This is a genomic window from Castellaniella sp. FW104-7C03 (assembly GCF_040276085.1).
Classification (GTDB): domain Bacteria; phylum Pseudomonadota; class Gammaproteobacteria; order Burkholderiales; family Burkholderiaceae_B; genus Castellaniella.
This window is the reverse complement of record NZ_JBELOK010000006.1, coordinates 20,423-34,908: the sequence shown is the minus strand read 5'-3', so window position 1 is coordinate 34,908 and position 14,486 is coordinate 20,423. Positions and strand designations below refer to the sequence as shown.

The 14,486-nt window shown below is 60.8% G+C and carries 12 protein-coding genes and 1 other RNA gene; 2 read left to right on the top strand and 11 right to left on the bottom strand.

The window, feature by feature from the left end; all coding sequences use genetic code 11:
• Positions 1–70: 70 nt before the first annotated feature.
• From recR to tkt, 7 genes are all read right to left on the bottom strand, one after another.
• Positions 71–673 (bottom strand): recombination mediator RecR, encoded by a 603-nt coding sequence (recR, locus tag ABS758_RS08635; protein WP_350382239.1) that lies wholly within the window; start codon positions 671–673, stop codon positions 71–73.
• A gap of 1 nt (position 674) precedes the next feature.
• Complete coding sequence (locus ABS758_RS08630) at positions 675–1,001, bottom strand: YbaB/EbfC family nucleoid-associated protein (protein ID WP_350382241.1); 327 nt, start codon at positions 999–1,001, stop codon at positions 675–677.
• 43 nt (positions 1,002–1,044) lie between these two features.
• Positions 1,045–2,925 carry a DNA polymerase III subunit gamma/tau gene (gene dnaX / locus ABS758_RS08625; RefSeq protein WP_350382243.1) on the bottom strand — a complete coding sequence of 627 codons (1,881 nt, stop codon included), beginning with the start codon at positions 2,923–2,925 and terminating at the stop codon, positions 1,045–1,047.
• A 31-nt stretch (positions 2,926–2,956) separates the two neighbouring features.
• Positions 2,957–3,054: signal recognition particle sRNA small type (gene ffs, locus ABS758_RS08620), an RNA gene on the bottom strand.
• 19 nt (positions 3,055–3,073) lie between these two features.
• The gene (locus tag ABS758_RS08615) at positions 3,074–4,261 is read right to left on the bottom strand and encodes a phosphoglycerate kinase (protein WP_350382245.1); all 1,188 of its coding nucleotides are present in this window, start codon (positions 4,259–4,261) and stop codon (positions 3,074–3,076) included.
• Positions 4,262–4,372: 111 nt separating this feature from the next.
• Positions 4,373–5,383 (bottom strand): type I glyceraldehyde-3-phosphate dehydrogenase, encoded by a 1,011-nt coding sequence (gene gap / locus ABS758_RS08610; RefSeq protein WP_350382246.1) that lies wholly within the window; start codon positions 5,381–5,383, stop codon positions 4,373–4,375.
• A gap of 12 nt (positions 5,384–5,395) precedes the next feature.
• Complete coding sequence (gene tkt, locus ABS758_RS08605; protein WP_350382301.1) at positions 5,396–7,441, bottom strand: transketolase; 2,046 nt, start codon at positions 7,439–7,441, stop codon at positions 5,396–5,398.
• Positions 7,442–7,576: 135 nt separating this feature from the next.
• On the opposite strand from tkt, the gene ABS758_RS08600 reads away from it, so the two are divergent.
• The gene (locus ABS758_RS08600; RefSeq protein ID WP_350382248.1) at positions 7,577–8,299 is read left to right on the top strand and encodes a 16S rRNA (uracil(1498)-N(3))-methyltransferase; all 723 of its coding nucleotides are present in this window, start codon (positions 7,577–7,579) and stop codon (positions 8,297–8,299) included.
• Between the two features lies 1 nt (position 8,300).
• Here ABS758_RS08600 and ABS758_RS08595 read toward each other — a convergent pair whose 3' ends face one another.
• The 4 genes from ABS758_RS08595 to ABS758_RS08580 all read right to left on the bottom strand — a co-directional run bounded on the left by ABS758_RS08595 (position 8,301) and on the right by ABS758_RS08580 (position 13,252).
• Entirely contained in the window at positions 8,301–8,762 is a 462-nt protein-coding gene (locus tag ABS758_RS08595; protein WP_350382250.1) for a barstar family protein, read from the bottom strand.
• Positions 8,759–9,922, bottom strand: coding sequence for a patatin-like phospholipase family protein (locus ABS758_RS08590; RefSeq protein ID WP_350382252.1), 1,164 nt, complete (start codon positions 9,920–9,922; stop codon positions 8,759–8,761). Before ABS758_RS08590 ends, ABS758_RS08595 begins: the two co-directional genes overlap by 4 nt.
• 22 nt (positions 9,923–9,944) lie before the next feature.
• Positions 9,945–12,239: an NADP-dependent malic enzyme gene (locus ABS758_RS08585; RefSeq protein WP_350382254.1), complete on the bottom strand. Its 2,295-nt coding sequence runs from the start codon at positions 12,237–12,239 to the stop codon at positions 9,945–9,947.
• A gap of 86 nt (positions 12,240–12,325) precedes the next feature.
• The gene (locus tag ABS758_RS08580; RefSeq protein WP_350382255.1) at positions 12,326–13,252 is read right to left on the bottom strand and encodes a hypothetical protein; all 927 of its coding nucleotides are present in this window, start codon (positions 13,250–13,252) and stop codon (positions 12,326–12,328) included.
• A 61-nt stretch (positions 13,253–13,313) separates the two neighbouring features.
• On the opposite strand from ABS758_RS08580, the gene ABS758_RS08575 reads away from it, so the two are divergent.
• Positions 13,314–14,483: a pyridoxal phosphate-dependent aminotransferase gene (locus ABS758_RS08575; RefSeq protein ID WP_350382302.1), complete on the top strand. Its 1,170-nt coding sequence runs from the start codon at positions 13,314–13,316 to the stop codon at positions 14,481–14,483.
• Positions 14,484–14,486 lie beyond the last annotated feature (3 nt).

The following is a 14,486-nucleotide window of genomic DNA, read 5'->3' as shown; positions in this document are numbered from 1 at the left end:
CGTATTGGTTTTAAATGCTACGCAAGCATAATACCGCGGATTAATCGACGGGTAAGCCGTGCCAGCAGTACTAGCGACGCTCGGCCAACGCCCAGGCAATCGTGCCTGCATCCACGTATTCGAGCTCGCTGCCGCTGGGCACCCCGCGAGCCAGCCGGGTAATTGTCAGCCCTTGGTTACGCAGCATATCGGCCAGATAATATGCCGTGGTTTCGCCCTCGGCCGTAAAGTTGGTGGCCAGAATCACTTCTTTCACTTGGCCATCCGAAGCACGTTGAAGCAACTGCGCAAAACGCACTTGATCAGGCCCAACCCCCTCAAGGGGCGCCAGACGCCCCATCAGCACGTAATACAGGCCCTTGTAGCCATGGCTGGACTCGATCATGTTCTGATCGGCGGGAGTTTCGACGACACACAACACGGCCGGATCCCGGGTGGGGTCCTGGCACGTGGCGCACAGCGGCGTCTGGGAAAACGAGTTGCAGCGTTCGCAGTGGCGCAGCTCTCCCACGGCAGCCTGCAGCGTATCGGCCAGGTGCCGCGCACCGTCAGGATCATGCTGCAAGAGGTGGTACGCCATCCGCCGTGCTGTCCGCACACCGACACCCGGCAGGCTGCGCAAGGCGTCAATCAGGGCGCGCAGGGGCTCGGGTTCGGGTAGGCCCGTTGCCATCTCAGAATGGCAGCTTCATGCCCGGCGGCAACGACATCCCGGCGGTAACGGCAGACATTTTTTCTTGGGCAGTGGCTTCAGCCTTGCGCTGGGCGTCATTGAAGGCGGCTGCTACCAGATCTTCGATCATGTCGCGATCGTCGTCATAGAGAGTTGGATCGATCGTGACCCGTTTCACATCGAATTTGCAGCTCATGGAGACCTTGACCAGGCCGCCACCCGAGGCACCTTCGACGACGATGTCGGCCAGGGCATCCTGCGCCTTTTTCATGTTTTCTTGCATCTGCTGAGCCTGACGCATCAAGCCGGCAATCTGACCTTTCATCATGGTGATGTCCTGATTGGGTGAAGAGAGGGAAACAAAACAGCGACTATACCGCAGGCGGCTGCACGGATCCCGGCACAATGCGGGCCCCAAACTGCTGCACCAGGGCCTGAACCAGGGGGGCTTGTTGGGCTGCCTGTTCTGCCGCCTGCAAACGCCTGCCCCGGGCCGCCTGATCCAGCGCGTAGGCGGTGTCCCCGCCTGTATCGCCGTAATCCACCTGCAACTGCAATACGCGGCCAAAGTGCTCGGACAACACGGTGCGCAGACGATCGTGCGCCCCGCCTTCTGTGAGCGTGTGAATCGCCACACGCAGGTGGATCTGGTGCTCGTCGCCCGATTGCCACTCGCTGTTAAGCGCCAGCGCCCGGGCAGCACCCGTAACCGGCAGGCTGGCTGCCAGTGTGGGCCACTGGGTTGATGTAAGGCTGGCCGGGTCTACCTGGGCGGCTGCCGTTGGTGCAGGCACACCGGACAGGCCACCCAACTGCTCTGCCAGGGTGTCATCCGCGCCAAATACCGCCATGCCGGGTTCCGAGCCATCGTCCGATGCGTCGGGGATGCCTGTCGTCCAGTCATCCGCCGCTTGTGCATCATCAGGCACCGGCTGATCATCCAAAGCGGGATTTCCGGATGCCGCGGGATTTTCGGAGACTGGCTGCTGGCTGGGGCTTTGAAGCACATCCGGCTGGGCCTGGACAGCCGCCGTCTGCAACTCTGACGGCGAGGCTTCCCAAGCGGGGGTATCGTGGGAGTGGGACGCAGGCAAGGCCGCCACATCACCTGCAGGCGATGAGGGCTTCACCGCCACCGGCGGCGCAGACGATGGCACAGGCGGCACACGATCCGCCGGCAACAGGGCCAGCATCCGCAGGCAGGCCATCACGAAGCCGGCGTATTCATCAGGTGCCAGAGCAAGCTCTTGGCGACTGTGCACGGCCACAGAATAAAACAGCTGCACGTCGTCGGGGCTTAGCAGGCCCGCCAGCGATTGAATATCCTCGGCTTGGGGGTCGTTCTCGGGAGCATGCCCCAAACGTTGTGCAATGGCCACCCGCGACAACAAAATAGCCAGATCGGCCAGCGCTGACCGAAAAGACAGGCCGCGCAAGGCAAGATCATCCGCCACTGCCAGCACTGCCGCAGCATCTGCCGCGGCCAATGCACGGGCCAGGGCCACCAGATGATGCTGATCCAGGGTGCCCAGCATCTCGCCCACTGCCTGGGCCGTGAGATTGCCGGCGGCAAACGAGATGGCCTGGTCGGCAAGGGACAGCGCATCGCGCATGGAACCCGCCGCCGCCTGTGCAATCAGACGCAGGCTTTGCGTATCGGCGGGGATGTTTTCTTGCACAAGGATCTGCTGCAGATGCTGAACAATGGCCGGTACGGTCATTTGTTTGAGATTGAACTGCAGGCAACGCGACAGCACCGTCACTGGAATCTTTTGCGGATCGGTGGTGGCCAAAATGAACTTGACATGCTCGGGGGGTTCTTCGAGCGTCTTGAGCATGGCGTTAAAGGCATGGCCGGTGAGCATGTGCACTTCGTCGATCATGTAGACCTTGTAGCGGCCAGACGAGGGTGCATACACCGCTTGCTCGAGGAGCTGGGTCATTTCGTCGACGCCGCGATTGGAAGCGGCATCGAGCTCGATGTAATCGACAAAACGGCCGGCGTCGATTTCGGTGCAGGCCTGACAATGCCCGCAGGGCGTGGCCGTGACGCCATCGGCGCAATTCAGAGACTTGGCCAAGATCCGCGAGAGCGTGGTCTTGCCGACACCGCGCGTGCCGGTAAACAGCCAGGCATGGTGCAATCGACCAGAAGACAGGGCATGAGTGAGTGCCCGCACCACGTGATCTTGCCCCACCAGGGTATCGAAAGATCGGGGGCGCCATTTGCGCGCCAGAACGAGATAGCTCATGAGTTGGCCGCTGACCGGAAAAGACAAAAGGAAAGGCGAGCCTGACTTCGGCACTGGTTCTGCACGGCTATGGCTGCTTCGTTCCCGACCTGACCAGATTTACCGCCGAACCATGCGAAGGGGCCCGCCTTGATAATTCTAACAGACCTCAAGCCTTGTGACCTTGCAGGGCAGCAACCGCCGGCAAAGTTTTACCTTCGAGAAATTCGAGAAAAGCACCACCCCCGGTGGAGATATACCCCACTTGCTGTGCAATGCCATATTTGGCAATGGCCGCCAGGGTGTCACCGCCCCCGGCAATGGAAAATCCATCGGAGTCTGCGATTGCCCGGGCAATGGTTTCGGTGCCATGCGAAAAGGCTTCGAACTCGAATACGCCCACAGGGCCGTTCCAGACAATGGTGCCGGCGCTGCGCAGTTGCCGCGCCAGTTGCTGCGCGGTTTGGGGGCCAATATCCAGAATCAGATCATCGGGCCCAACATCAGCTGCCGCCTTGACGGTGGCAGGGGCATCGGCTGCAAAACGGCCAGCCACCACCACATCCACAGGGATAGGCACTTCGACCCCACGCGCCTGCATGGCCTGAATCACCGCACGGGCCTGATCGATCTGATCGGGTTCGGCCAGCGATTTACCGATCGGCAGGCCAGCAGCCAACATAAATGTGTTGGCAATACCGCCCCCCACGATCAGTTGGTCAACCCTGCCGGCCAGCGCCTGCAGGATGGACAGCTTGGTAGACACCTTTGAGCCGCCGACAATCGCCACCATTGGTCGGCGAGGTGACTGCAGGGCACGCCCCAGCGCATCAAGCTCGGCAGCCAGCAAGGGGCCGGCACACGCTATCGGGGCAAAGTGGGCAATGCCCTCGGTGGTGGCTTCAGCGCGATGCGCGGTACCGAAGGCATCATTGACATAGATATCACACAGGGCCGCCATCTGCCGCGCCAGGGCAGGATCGTTCTTTTTCTCGCCCGGATTACAGCGGCAGTTTTCGAGCAGCACGACTTCGCCCACTGCAACCTCAACACCCGGCACCCAGTCTTGCACCAGGCGCACGGGTTGCTGCAAGCATTCGGCCAGCCGGACGGCAACCGGTTTCAGGGAATCTTCAGGCCTTACGGTACCTTCGGTGGGCCGTCCCAGGTGGGATGTCACCATCACGGCCGCGCCCGCATCAAGCGCCATCCGGATTGCAGGCACAGACGCGCGGATACGGGTGTCTTCGGTGATGCGATCACCATCCATCGGCACGTTGAGATCGGAGCGGATAAACACACGTTTGCCGGCCAGCTTGCCGGCTTGGGCCAGGGCAGAAAGAGTCTGAATGGTCATGGGATCAGAAGTGGGTTGATTGATAGAAAACAGCACACAAATGGCACAAAAACGGTAAAGCACCAGATATGACAAGGGCGGGTTACCCCGCCCTTTTTTACACGCTCTGGATTATTTTGCAGCCATCAGGGCCACGGTGGTATCCAGCATCCGATTGGAGAAACCCCACTCGTTATCGTACCAGGAAGACACCTTGACCAGAGAACCCAAGACCTTGGTCAGGCCTGCGTCTACTGTGCTGGACAGCGGGCTGTGGTTGAAGTCGACCGATACCAGGGGCTCTGTGGTGTAAGCCAGAATGCCTTTCAGGGGGCCTTCGGCAGCAGCCTTGAGGATACCGTTGACTTCTTCGACGGTGGTGTCACGCGAGGCCACAAAGGAGAGATCAACGATCGAGACATTGATTGTGGGTACACGGATGGCATAACCATCCAGCTTGCCGTTAAGCTCTGGCAACACCAGACCCACCGCAGAAGCCGCACCGGTTTTGGTGGGGATCATGCTGTGCGTGGCAGAACGCGCCCGGCGCAGGTCTTTGTGATAGACGTCGGTCAGGACCTGGTCGTTGGTATAGGCGTGGATGGTGGTCATCAAGCCATGAACAATACCCAGTTTCTGGTGCAGCGGATGCACCAGCGGTGCCAGGCAGTTGGTGGTGCAAGACGCGTTGGAGATAACGGTATCACTGGCCTTCAGCACAGTGTGGTTGACGCCATACACGATGGTTGCGTCGACATCCTTGCCGCCGGGAGCCGAGATAATGACCTTTTTTGCACCGCCCTTGAGGTGGGCAGAGGCTTTTTCTTTGGTGGCAAAGAAACCCGTGCACTCGAGCACAACATCCACCTTGAGCTCGCCCCAGGGCAGCTTGGCGGGGTCGCGCTCGGCCAGCACACGGATGCGGTCGCCATTGACGACCATGCTGTCTGCATCCACTTCGACCGTGCCAGGGAAGCGGCCATGGGCAGTATCGTAGCGGGTGAGGTGCGCATTGGTTTCGGGATCACCGAGGTCGTTGATGGCCACGATCTGGATATCGTGCTTTTTGCCGTCTTCGTAGTGGGCCCGCAGGATGTTGCGGCCGATACGGCCGTAACCATTGATGGCGACGCGAATGGTCATGGAGAATTTCCTTTACAAAAGCTGTTCGACTGTAGCGGCCACATGATCGGCCGTCAGGTTGAAATGTTTGAACAACACACCGGCCGGTGCCGATTCACCAAAGGTATCGATACCCACCACTGCACCGGTGGTACCAACGTATTTATACCAAGTAGCCGTGCCGCCTGCCTCGATGGCCACGCGGGGGAGATCCGCAGGCAGCACCTCGCGGCGCCAGGCAGCATCCTGGGCATCAAACACCTGGGTGCAAGGCATGGACACCACGCGGGTGGCAATACCGCGTGCGGCCAGCTGATCTTGCGCCTGCAGGGCCAGCTCGACTTCAGAACCGGTGGCAATCAGCACCGCGCAGGCGCCCACCATGTCGCGCAACACATAGCCGCCTCGGGCAATGGCCTGGGTGGTGGCGGCATCCCGGGCGACAAACGGCAGGTTTTGACGCGACAACAACAACGCAGACGGGCCGCCCGGATGAACCGCCATGCCCACGCTGGCTGGACGGGACAAGGCAGACTGCCAGGCCACCGCGGTTTCTGTGGTATCGCACGGACGCCAGACATGCAGGTTGGGAATCAGGCGCAGGCTGCCGGCGTGCTCGATGGACTGGTGAGTGGGGCCGTCTTCGCCCAGGCCGATGGAATCGTGGGTAAAGACATGCACCACGCGCTGCTTCATGAGGGCAGCCATACGCAACGCGTTGCGGGAGTAGTCGGAGAACGTCAGGAACGTGCCGCCAAACGGCAGGTAGCCCCCGTGCAGCGCCATGCCGTTCATGATGGCGGCCATGGCGAACTCGCGTACACCGTAATTGATGTGCCGGCCGGCCTGCAGGCCTTGCGCCGTGCGGCGCACCGGCGTGACGCCTTTCCAGTCGGTGAAATTGGACCCGGTGAGGTCGGCCGAACCGCCCAGGAGCTCGGGCAGGATCTCGGCAAACGCAGCGATGGCCTGCTGGGAGGCCTTGCGCGAGGCGATGGATTCGGCTTTGTCTTGCGTAGACAGCACGTAATCGAGCGCACGCCGGGCGAAATCAGTAGGCAGCTCGCCGGCCATCCGGCGGCAGAGTTCGGACGCCTGCTCGGGGTAGGCTTCGGCGTAGTGGTCAAACCGTACTTGCCAGTCGGATTGCAGATGGGCGCCGCGCTCGCGGGCATTCCAGTAGGCGTAGACATTTTGCGGGATGTCGAAGGGCGGGTAAGACCAGCCCATGGCCTTGCGGGCGGCAGCAATCTCATCCGCGCCCAACGGTGCGCCGTGTACTTTTTCGGTGCCTGCCTTGGTGGGCGCGCCTTTTCCGATGATGGTGCGGCAACAAATCAGGGTGGGACCACGGCCTGCAGCCCCATGGGCACGTGCCTGGTTGATGGCGGCATCCAATGCATTGCTGTCGTGGCCATCCACACCGCGCAGGACGTTCCAGCCGTAGGCCTCGAAGCGGGCCGGGGTGTCGTCGGCAAACCAGTTCTCGACTTCACCGTCGATGGAAATGCCGTTGTCATCGTAGAACACGATGAGACGCGACAGGCCCAGCGTACCGGCCAGGGAGCAGGCCTCGTGGGAAATACCTTCCATCAGGCAGCCATCGCCGACAAACACATAGGTGTCGTGGTCGATGATCTGGTGTCCTGGACGGTTGAACTCTTGTGCAAGCAGGGCCTGCGCCAGCGCCATCCCCACCCCGTTGGCCAGACCTTGCCCCAGAGGGCCGGTGGTGGTTTCAACCCCCGGCGTGATGCCGACTTCGGGGTGCCCCGGCGTGCGCGAATGCAGCTGGCGGAAATTGCGGAGTTCTTCGATGGGCAGATCGTAGCCGCTGAGATGCAGCAAGGCATACAACAGCATCGAACCATGGCCATTGGACAGCACGAAGCGGTCGCGGTCGATCCAGGCGGGATCGGCCGGGTTGTGGCGCAGATGACGCGTCCAGAGCACATGCGCAATATCAGCCATCCCCATTGGGGCCCCGGGGTGCCCGGAATTGGCTTGTTGGACGGCATCCATGGCAAGAACACGGATCGCGTTGGCCATGGAAGGATCAGGGGCGGGCAAGGCGCTCATAGGTATTTGGGCCACGCACGCAAGCCAAGCTGCATGCGTAAGCAAAAATGAAGGATGACAAAGCCCTGAATTTTACCACCCTGCCCGCTCCGGTTTATAGTCCGGGCATTCCTCTTGCAGGGACATGAGCTACTTATGTCAACCGCCCGCTTTTTTTGCCCCACCCCGTTGCAGGCCCATCAACGGATCGAACTGCCCGAACCACTGGCGCATCACGCCTTGAGGGTCTTGCGTTTGCCTACGGGCAGCGACATTGTCCTGTTTGATGGCCGGGGCGGGCAATTTACCGCTGTTTTACACACCGAAGGGCGTCAGGCCTGGGCAGTGCTTGGTGCACACGCCCCCATCGAGCGCGAACTCACCGGCCAGATCACCCTGGTGCAGGGTATTGCGGCAGGCGACAAAATGGACTGGATCATCGAAAAAGCAGTCGAGCTGGGCGTGCACCGGGTGATCCCGGTTGCTGCAGACCGCAGCGTGCTGCGTCTGGCCGGGCCGCGGCTTGAGAAACGGATGGCACACTGGCGCGCGGTGATCCAGGCAGCCAGCGAACAAAGTGGCCGCAATCGGCTGATGCATCTGGAGGCGCCGCAAACGCTGGCAAACAGCCTGACGCAAGTATCAGGGCACCTGGTATTTTGCCATCCTGATGCCAGTCAGGACTTTGCCACGGCCTTGCGCTCGGTGGACAAGACCCTGACCTTGCTGGTGGGGCCCGAAGGCGGCTGGTCTGAGGCTGAACTGGCCACAGCAGACAGAGTGGGTATCACGCCCGTGCAGTTTGGCTTGCGGGTGCTGCGCACCGAAACGGCCGGCCTGGCCATGGCAGCGGCTGCCACGGCCTTGCTGGCGTGGTGATTCAGGCGCCGTCGCGGCCAGAGTACGGCGTGGGGTCTACGCCAGGTTCTGCCGCCGGATGTGCGCCGGCATGCTGGATGGCATACACAAACACACGCTCGTTGTTTTGGCCAAACTCGACGACATCGTCGCACACGGCTTGAATCGCCTGGGCATCTTTGGCCAACGCCGGATCACCCGAATGCAAATGCCGGAACCACAAAAACAAACCGGTTTTCTGGTCGATCAGCGTGTCGCTGAGACAATCGTACAGGGCATCCAGATTGCCGCCGAAAAACTCGGGATAATCAAGCGCTTTGACGACAGCTCGCAACACAGCAGAGCGGCTGCGGGCACGATCGCAATCGACCACAAACGCCGCCAGACCGGCCTCGGCCGCAGCGGCCATGGCATCCTGTTCGGACACAGCCTGGGCGTCGACCACGCCTTGGGCGAACATTTTGCTTATCTGGGCCAGACTCATGCGGACCACTCCTTGAAAAAAGCGATGATTTCATCAGCACGATTCATGCTGTCTGCCCTACCTAGCGCGATCAGGTCTTTTGTGTAACCAGACTCGAACAAAAGGTAAGACGCCAGTGCCCCGCCCCCGGGTTCGATTTTCCGGGACGAGACACCCAACACCCTGAACAACGTTTGGACAGCTCTTGGAAGCTCGGCCAGATGGGCCAGCGCAATTTCATCGAGAGACTGACTGGGTGCGATCATCAGGGTATGGATGGGTCGCAGTGACTCGCTTTTTAATCCATTTGGAGGGATTCGCGCAAGCAGCTCATTGACGCGCTCGAGGCGCTCCATATCGGCGGACACACCATCCAGAAAAATATTGGACAAAGTATGCCCCGCAATCTGAGCCAAAGAGGGGTACTGGGGACTGAGTTCACGGATTCCCGGCTGGGTCTCATCGCGGTAGTTGGTACCAATGACAAAGATGCGTTGCGCCCCCAGGTGAATGGCCGGGCTGATGGGTGCCAATTGCCGCATCGAGCCATCACCGCACCAGACGGTTCGGTCTCCCAACAAAATGGCGCGGGCTGGAAATACAAAGGGAATGGCACTGGATGCAAGGAGATGGTCAACCCCGATCTGGCAGGCTACCGCCCTGCGCAAAGTACGTGTCCAGGGCATGATGCCGCCACGCGCCTGATAGAAAGTGAGGTGTTCTCCGGTTGTGTAGGCAGCAGCCGTAATGGCCACCGCCTGCAGATGACCACGCTGCAGGTTGGTGTTGAGACGCGAAAAATTGAGCGTCTGGCCCAGCAAACGGGCCAGCGGCTGATTATCCAGAAACGAGTGTGGCGCCAGCCGCGACCACTGCGGCCGAAGCCAACCGAGCGTGAGCATGGCCATCCACTGCAGGCCGGTTCGCATCAGCCGCAGGGCATCCGAATAATAAACATCATTCGTATGCAAGGCCTGCCACAGTGCACACAGGTGGTTGACGGCCTGATGCGGCCGGTGTGCCCGGCAGGCAAGGGCCGCCGCATTGATGGCGCCGGCCGATGTCCCACAGATGATGTCAAACGGATTGCGAAACCCGGGGGCTGAATCGGGATCCAGCACCTGGAGGATCCCGGACAGCACCCCGGCCTGGTAGGCGGCGCGCGCGCCGCCTCCTGTCATGACCAGGCCTATGCGCCCTTGATCAGGTGCGTCGGGGTTTGTTGGCATCGACGACCGTGAGGGCTGCCATGTTGACGATCCGCCGTACGGTGGAGCTGGATGTCAGGATATGCACTGGCGCATTGGCCCCCAGCAAAAACGGGCCCACAGCAATATTGCCACCGGCTGCTGTCTTGAGCAGGTTATAGGCAATGTTGCCGGCATCCACGCTGGGACAGATCAGCAGATTGGCTTCGCCCTTGAGTGTGGTGGTGGGCAGGATACGCTCGCGAAGGCTTGGATCGAGCGCGCAGTCGCCGTGCATCTCGCCGTCTGCCTCGAGATTGGGATCGCGCTCATGCACAATCGCCAGGGCGTCCCGCATTTTTTGGCCCGAGGACGAACTGCCGGTACCAAAGTTGGACCGCGACAGCAGTGCCACCTTGGGTTCGATGTTGAGGCGCCGCATTTCTTCGGCCGCCATCAGGGTGATCTCGGCGATCTGGGCTGCATCAGGGTTGTCGTTGACGTGCGTATCAGCCAGCGCAATGGTGCGCTCGTTGAGCAGCAGAATGTTCATCGCCGCGTAGGTGCGTGCATTTGGCTGCTGACCAAGGACTTCATCGATGAAGCGCAAATGGTTGCCATAGGCACCCACCGTGCCGCAAATCATGCCATCAGCATCACCCATGTGCACCATCATGGCGCCGATCAGCGTCAGGCGACGCCGCATCTCGACACGCGCCATCTCCTTGGTAATGCCACGCCGACACATGAGCTCCCAGTAGTGCGTCCAGTATTGATGGAAGCGCTCGTCGTGCTCGGGGTTGGTGACCTCGACGTCAACGTCCAGGCGGATGCGCAGCCCGTATTTTTCGATGCGGCTGGCCAGTACGGCCGGGCGCCCGATAAGAATCGGTTTGGCCAGACGTTCGTCGACGATGATCTGCACTGCACGCAATACGCGTTCGTCTTCGCCTTCGGCGAACACAATGCGCGACTTGCCACCCTCGCGGACCATGGCGCGGGCCGCCGAGAACAGCGGCTTCATGAAGGCACCGGAGTGATAGACAAATTGCTCGAGCTGGCCGGCATAGCTTTCGAAATCGGCGATGGGTCGTGTGGCGACGCCATCGTCCATGGCTGCCTTGGCCACAGCGGGAGAAATACGAACAATCAGGCGGGGATCAAACGGCTTGGGAATAAAGTAAGTGGTGCCGAAGGAAACGTCGTACAGGCCATAGGCCGCTGCCACCACATCGTTTTGTTCTTCGCGGGCCAGCTTGCAGATGGCCATAACCGCCGCTTTTTCCATGCCACGGGTGATGGTGGTGGCCCCCACATCGAGTGCTCCGCGGAAGATATACGGAAAGCACAGCACGTTATTGACCTGGTTGGGGAAGTCGGAACGCCCGGTGGCGATGACGACATCATCACGCACTGCGTGAGCATCCTCAGGCAGGATCTCGGGGTTGGGATTGGCAAGCGCCAGCACCAGCGGGCGCTCGGCCATCTTTTTGACCATGGCGGGTTTCAGCACCCCACCGGCCGACAGGCCCAGAAACACGTCTGCGTCGGCGATGATGTCATCCAGCGTACGGGCATCGGTTTTTTTGGCAAAGCGTTCTTTCTTGGGATCCATCAGGACAGTGCGGCCTTCGTAGACCACACCCTCGATGTCGGACACCCAAACGTGCTCGAGGGGCAAGCCCATGTCCATCATGAGGTCCAGGCAACCCAGTGCCGCTGCCCCGGCCCCGGAGACCACCACCTTGACCTTGGCAATATCTTTTTTGACGACTTCGAGACCATTGATAAACGCAGCCGTAACGCAAATGGCCGTGCCGTGCTGGTCGTCGTGAAACACGGGGATTTTCATGCGCTCGCGCAACTTGCGCTCTACCTCGAAGCATTCAGGCGCCTTGATGTCCTCGAGGTTGATCCCGCCGAAGGTGGGCTCGAGCCCGGCGATGATTTCGACGAGTTTGTCGGGATCTTGTTCGTTGATTTCGATATCAAAGACATCCAGGCCGGAGAATTTCTTGAACAGAACCGCCTTGCCTTCCATCACGGGCTTGGACGCCAGCGCGCCGATATTGCCCAGACCCAGCACGGCTGTACCGTTGGTAATCACGCCCACCAGATTGCCGCGCGCGGTGTAACGGAAAGCATTATGCGCATCCGCGACAATTTCTTCGCAGGCCGCAGCGACACCAGGCGAATAGGCCAGTGCGAGATCACGCTGATTGGAAAGCTGCTTGGTAGGAGTAACCGAGATTTTGCCGGGGCGGCCATGCTCGTGGTATTCGAGAGCTGCCGCACGCAGTGATTCGTCCATCGTGATGCCTTGATAGAAAATAAATGAGGGGTGATGTCATTCTAGCTGCTTGGATCGATTGCGGGTACGACCGGGCCGCATGCCCGCTATATATCCGATCCATAGTGATGATTGAAGTCTTGCCCGCGGGACGGAAACAGGCCATCCGGGTCGAACAGTGCGCGCACGGCGCCATCGGCGGCATGGGTGTCATTGGCCGCCTGTCGCTGCCCATAGCGGGTCTCGTAGGGCCGGCTGCCAGGCCGCCCGACTCGCTCGTCGAACACCAGCCATTCAACCCATCCCAGCTCACCGCCGTGCCCCAGCAGCAGATGTGACAAATTGATGGTTTGCCCCTCGACCGGGCTGAGTGCGTCCAGCCGGTAGCGCCCATCCCACAGAGCATCTGGCGATGCCGGCTGGCCTGCCAAAGAGGCATTGAGCTCGAACAGCTTGGGGATCATTTCCTGTACGCGCAGATTGTCCAGCGGCTTGTGGTTATCGACGCCAAACGCGCCCAGGTTGGCCTGGGTGCCATCGGACAGCAGCACCAATGCGTGCACCAGACCGCTATCGGCTGTTTGCCCACGGCCCCAATCACACCCGCGGCGATCTGCCAGCCAGGCGGCAACCGTGAGGTGCGGCGGCTGATCCTTGAATTGCGGCAAACCGGCGGTTTCGAGTTCGGCCACCAGACAGCCAGGCTGCACAAACCAGCGAGGGTCACCATCGCCCAGGCGCTCGCAACGGGCCATGGCAGAACCAGGTTCTACCCAAAGCACCGGCGAATCATCTCTTGGGTTGGCAGAGGGCAGCCCATCGAGTGCCAGGGTGATGCCGTATTCGTGGCACAGGGCCCGCGCCCGGTACACGTCTTGCATATGTCCGGGCAGCAACCGCGCACTGCCCTCGGGGGTAGAAAAATCATAGACTTGCCCCTGGATAGCACGACGCAGACGTGTCATGAATGCCTCCCAGGGAGAGCGTTCGACACGATGTCCGGACAGAAAGGCGCGGCGTGACGGTGACTGCATTGGGATCTCCTGAAGCCAAGGCTACAATCGGGCTTTCAAATGGATGCGCTAGAGATTGATGATGGTTCAACTGGCAGAGCGAACAGAACGCACGGTGCCATTTTACGCTGTGGAAGTGCTGAAACAGGCGCAGGCACTGGCTGCCCAAGGGCATGACATCATCAGCCTGGGGATCGGCGAGCCCGATTTCACTGCACCAGCCCGCGTGCTGGAGACGCTCAACCGCGCGGCAGAGGCCGGCCTCAGTGGCTACACCGCGCCTGCAGGCATCCCGGCGCTGCGCGAAGCCATCAGCCACTACTACGACACCCAGTTTGGCGCACACGTGGATCCCTCACGGATTCTGGTCACCGGCGGTGCTTCCGGTGCCCTGTTGCTGGTGGCCCTGGCACTCATCAATCCGGGCGACGAAGTCCTGATGCCCGATCCTTCCTATCCAGCCAACCAAAATTTCATCACCGCCGCCGGCGGCATCACACGACTGATCCCCACCACGGCGCAACAGCGGTTTCAACTGTGCGCCCAAGACATCGAAGATCACTGGGGACCCAACACTCGCGGCGTGCTGATTGCCTCGCCCAGCAATCCCACCGGCACCTCCATGCCGCGCGAGGCCCTGCGGGCGCTGATCGCCGCAGTACGTGCCCGGGGCGGTTTTGTGATCATGGACGAGATCTATCTCGGCCTGGCCTACGATCACACGCCGCAAAGCGCCCTTACCCTGGATGACAACCTGATTGTCATCAACAGCTTCTCAAAATATTTTCACATGACAGGCTGGCGCCTAGGCTGGCTGATGGCTCCGGCGGCACTGATGCCGGCCATCGAAAAACTGGCTGCCAGCCTGGCTATTTGCGCGCCAGCACTGGCCCAGCATGCAGCACTCAGTTGCTTTGAGCCCGAAGTCATGCAGATCTACGAGCGCCGGCGCCTGTCCTTCAAAGAGCGCCGCGATTATCTCCTGCCCGAATTCTCGCGCCTCGGCCTCGATGTGCCTGCCGCGCCAGACGGTGCGTTTTATATTTTTGCAGACATCAGCCACACGGGCATCGACAGCGCCACCTTTTGCCGACGCCTTTTGCAAGAGGCAGGCGTCGCTGCCGTACCCGGGCTGGATTTTGGCCCGGCCCATGCACAGACTTTTGTCAGGTTTTCGTATGCCACCGGCCTGGATCGCCTGCGTCAGGCCATCACCCGGATGGAAACTTTTATGGCGACGCTGCACGCATAAATG

Excerpts from the sequence above, each read along its gene's own strand:
- recR (WP_350382239.1), bottom strand. The coding sequence starts at position 673 with ATGGCAACGGGCCTACCCGAACCCGAGCCCCTGCGCGCCCTGATTGAC.
- ABS758_RS08630 (WP_350382241.1), bottom strand. The coding sequence starts at position 1,001 with ATGATGAAAGGTCAGATTGCCGGCTTGATGCGTCAGGCTCAGCAGATG.
- dnaX (WP_350382243.1), bottom strand. The coding sequence starts at position 2,925 with ATGAGCTATCTCGTTCTGGCGCGCAAATGGCGCCCCCGATCTTTCGAT.
- ABS758_RS08615 (WP_350382245.1), bottom strand. The coding sequence starts at position 4,261 with ATGACCATTCAGACTCTTTCTGCCCTGGCCCAAGCCGGCAAGCTGGCC.
- gap (WP_350382246.1), bottom strand. The coding sequence starts at position 5,383 with ATGACCATTCGCGTCGCCATCAATGGTTACGGCCGTATCGGCCGCAAC.
- tkt (WP_350382301.1), bottom strand. The coding sequence starts at position 7,441 with ATGAGCGCCTTGCCCGCCCCTGATCCTTCCATGGCCAACGCGATCCGT.
- ABS758_RS08600 (WP_350382248.1), top strand. The coding sequence starts at position 7,577 with ATGTCAACCGCCCGCTTTTTTTGCCCCACCCCGTTGCAGGCCCATCAA.
- ABS758_RS08595 (WP_350382250.1), bottom strand. The coding sequence starts at position 8,762 with ATGAGTCTGGCCCAGATAAGCAAAATGTTCGCCCAAGGCGTGGTCGAC.
- ABS758_RS08590 (WP_350382252.1), bottom strand. The coding sequence starts at position 9,922 with ATGACAGGAGGCGGCGCGCGCGCCGCCTACCAGGCCGGGGTGCTGTCC.
- ABS758_RS08585 (WP_350382254.1), bottom strand. The coding sequence starts at position 12,239 with ATGGACGAATCACTGCGTGCGGCAGCTCTCGAATACCACGAGCATGGC.
- ABS758_RS08580 (WP_350382255.1), bottom strand. The coding sequence starts at position 13,252 with ATGCAGTCACCGTCACGCCGCGCCTTTCTGTCCGGACATCGTGTCGAA.
- ABS758_RS08575 (WP_350382302.1), top strand. The coding sequence starts at position 13,314 with ATGGTTCAACTGGCAGAGCGAACAGAACGCACGGTGCCATTTTACGCT.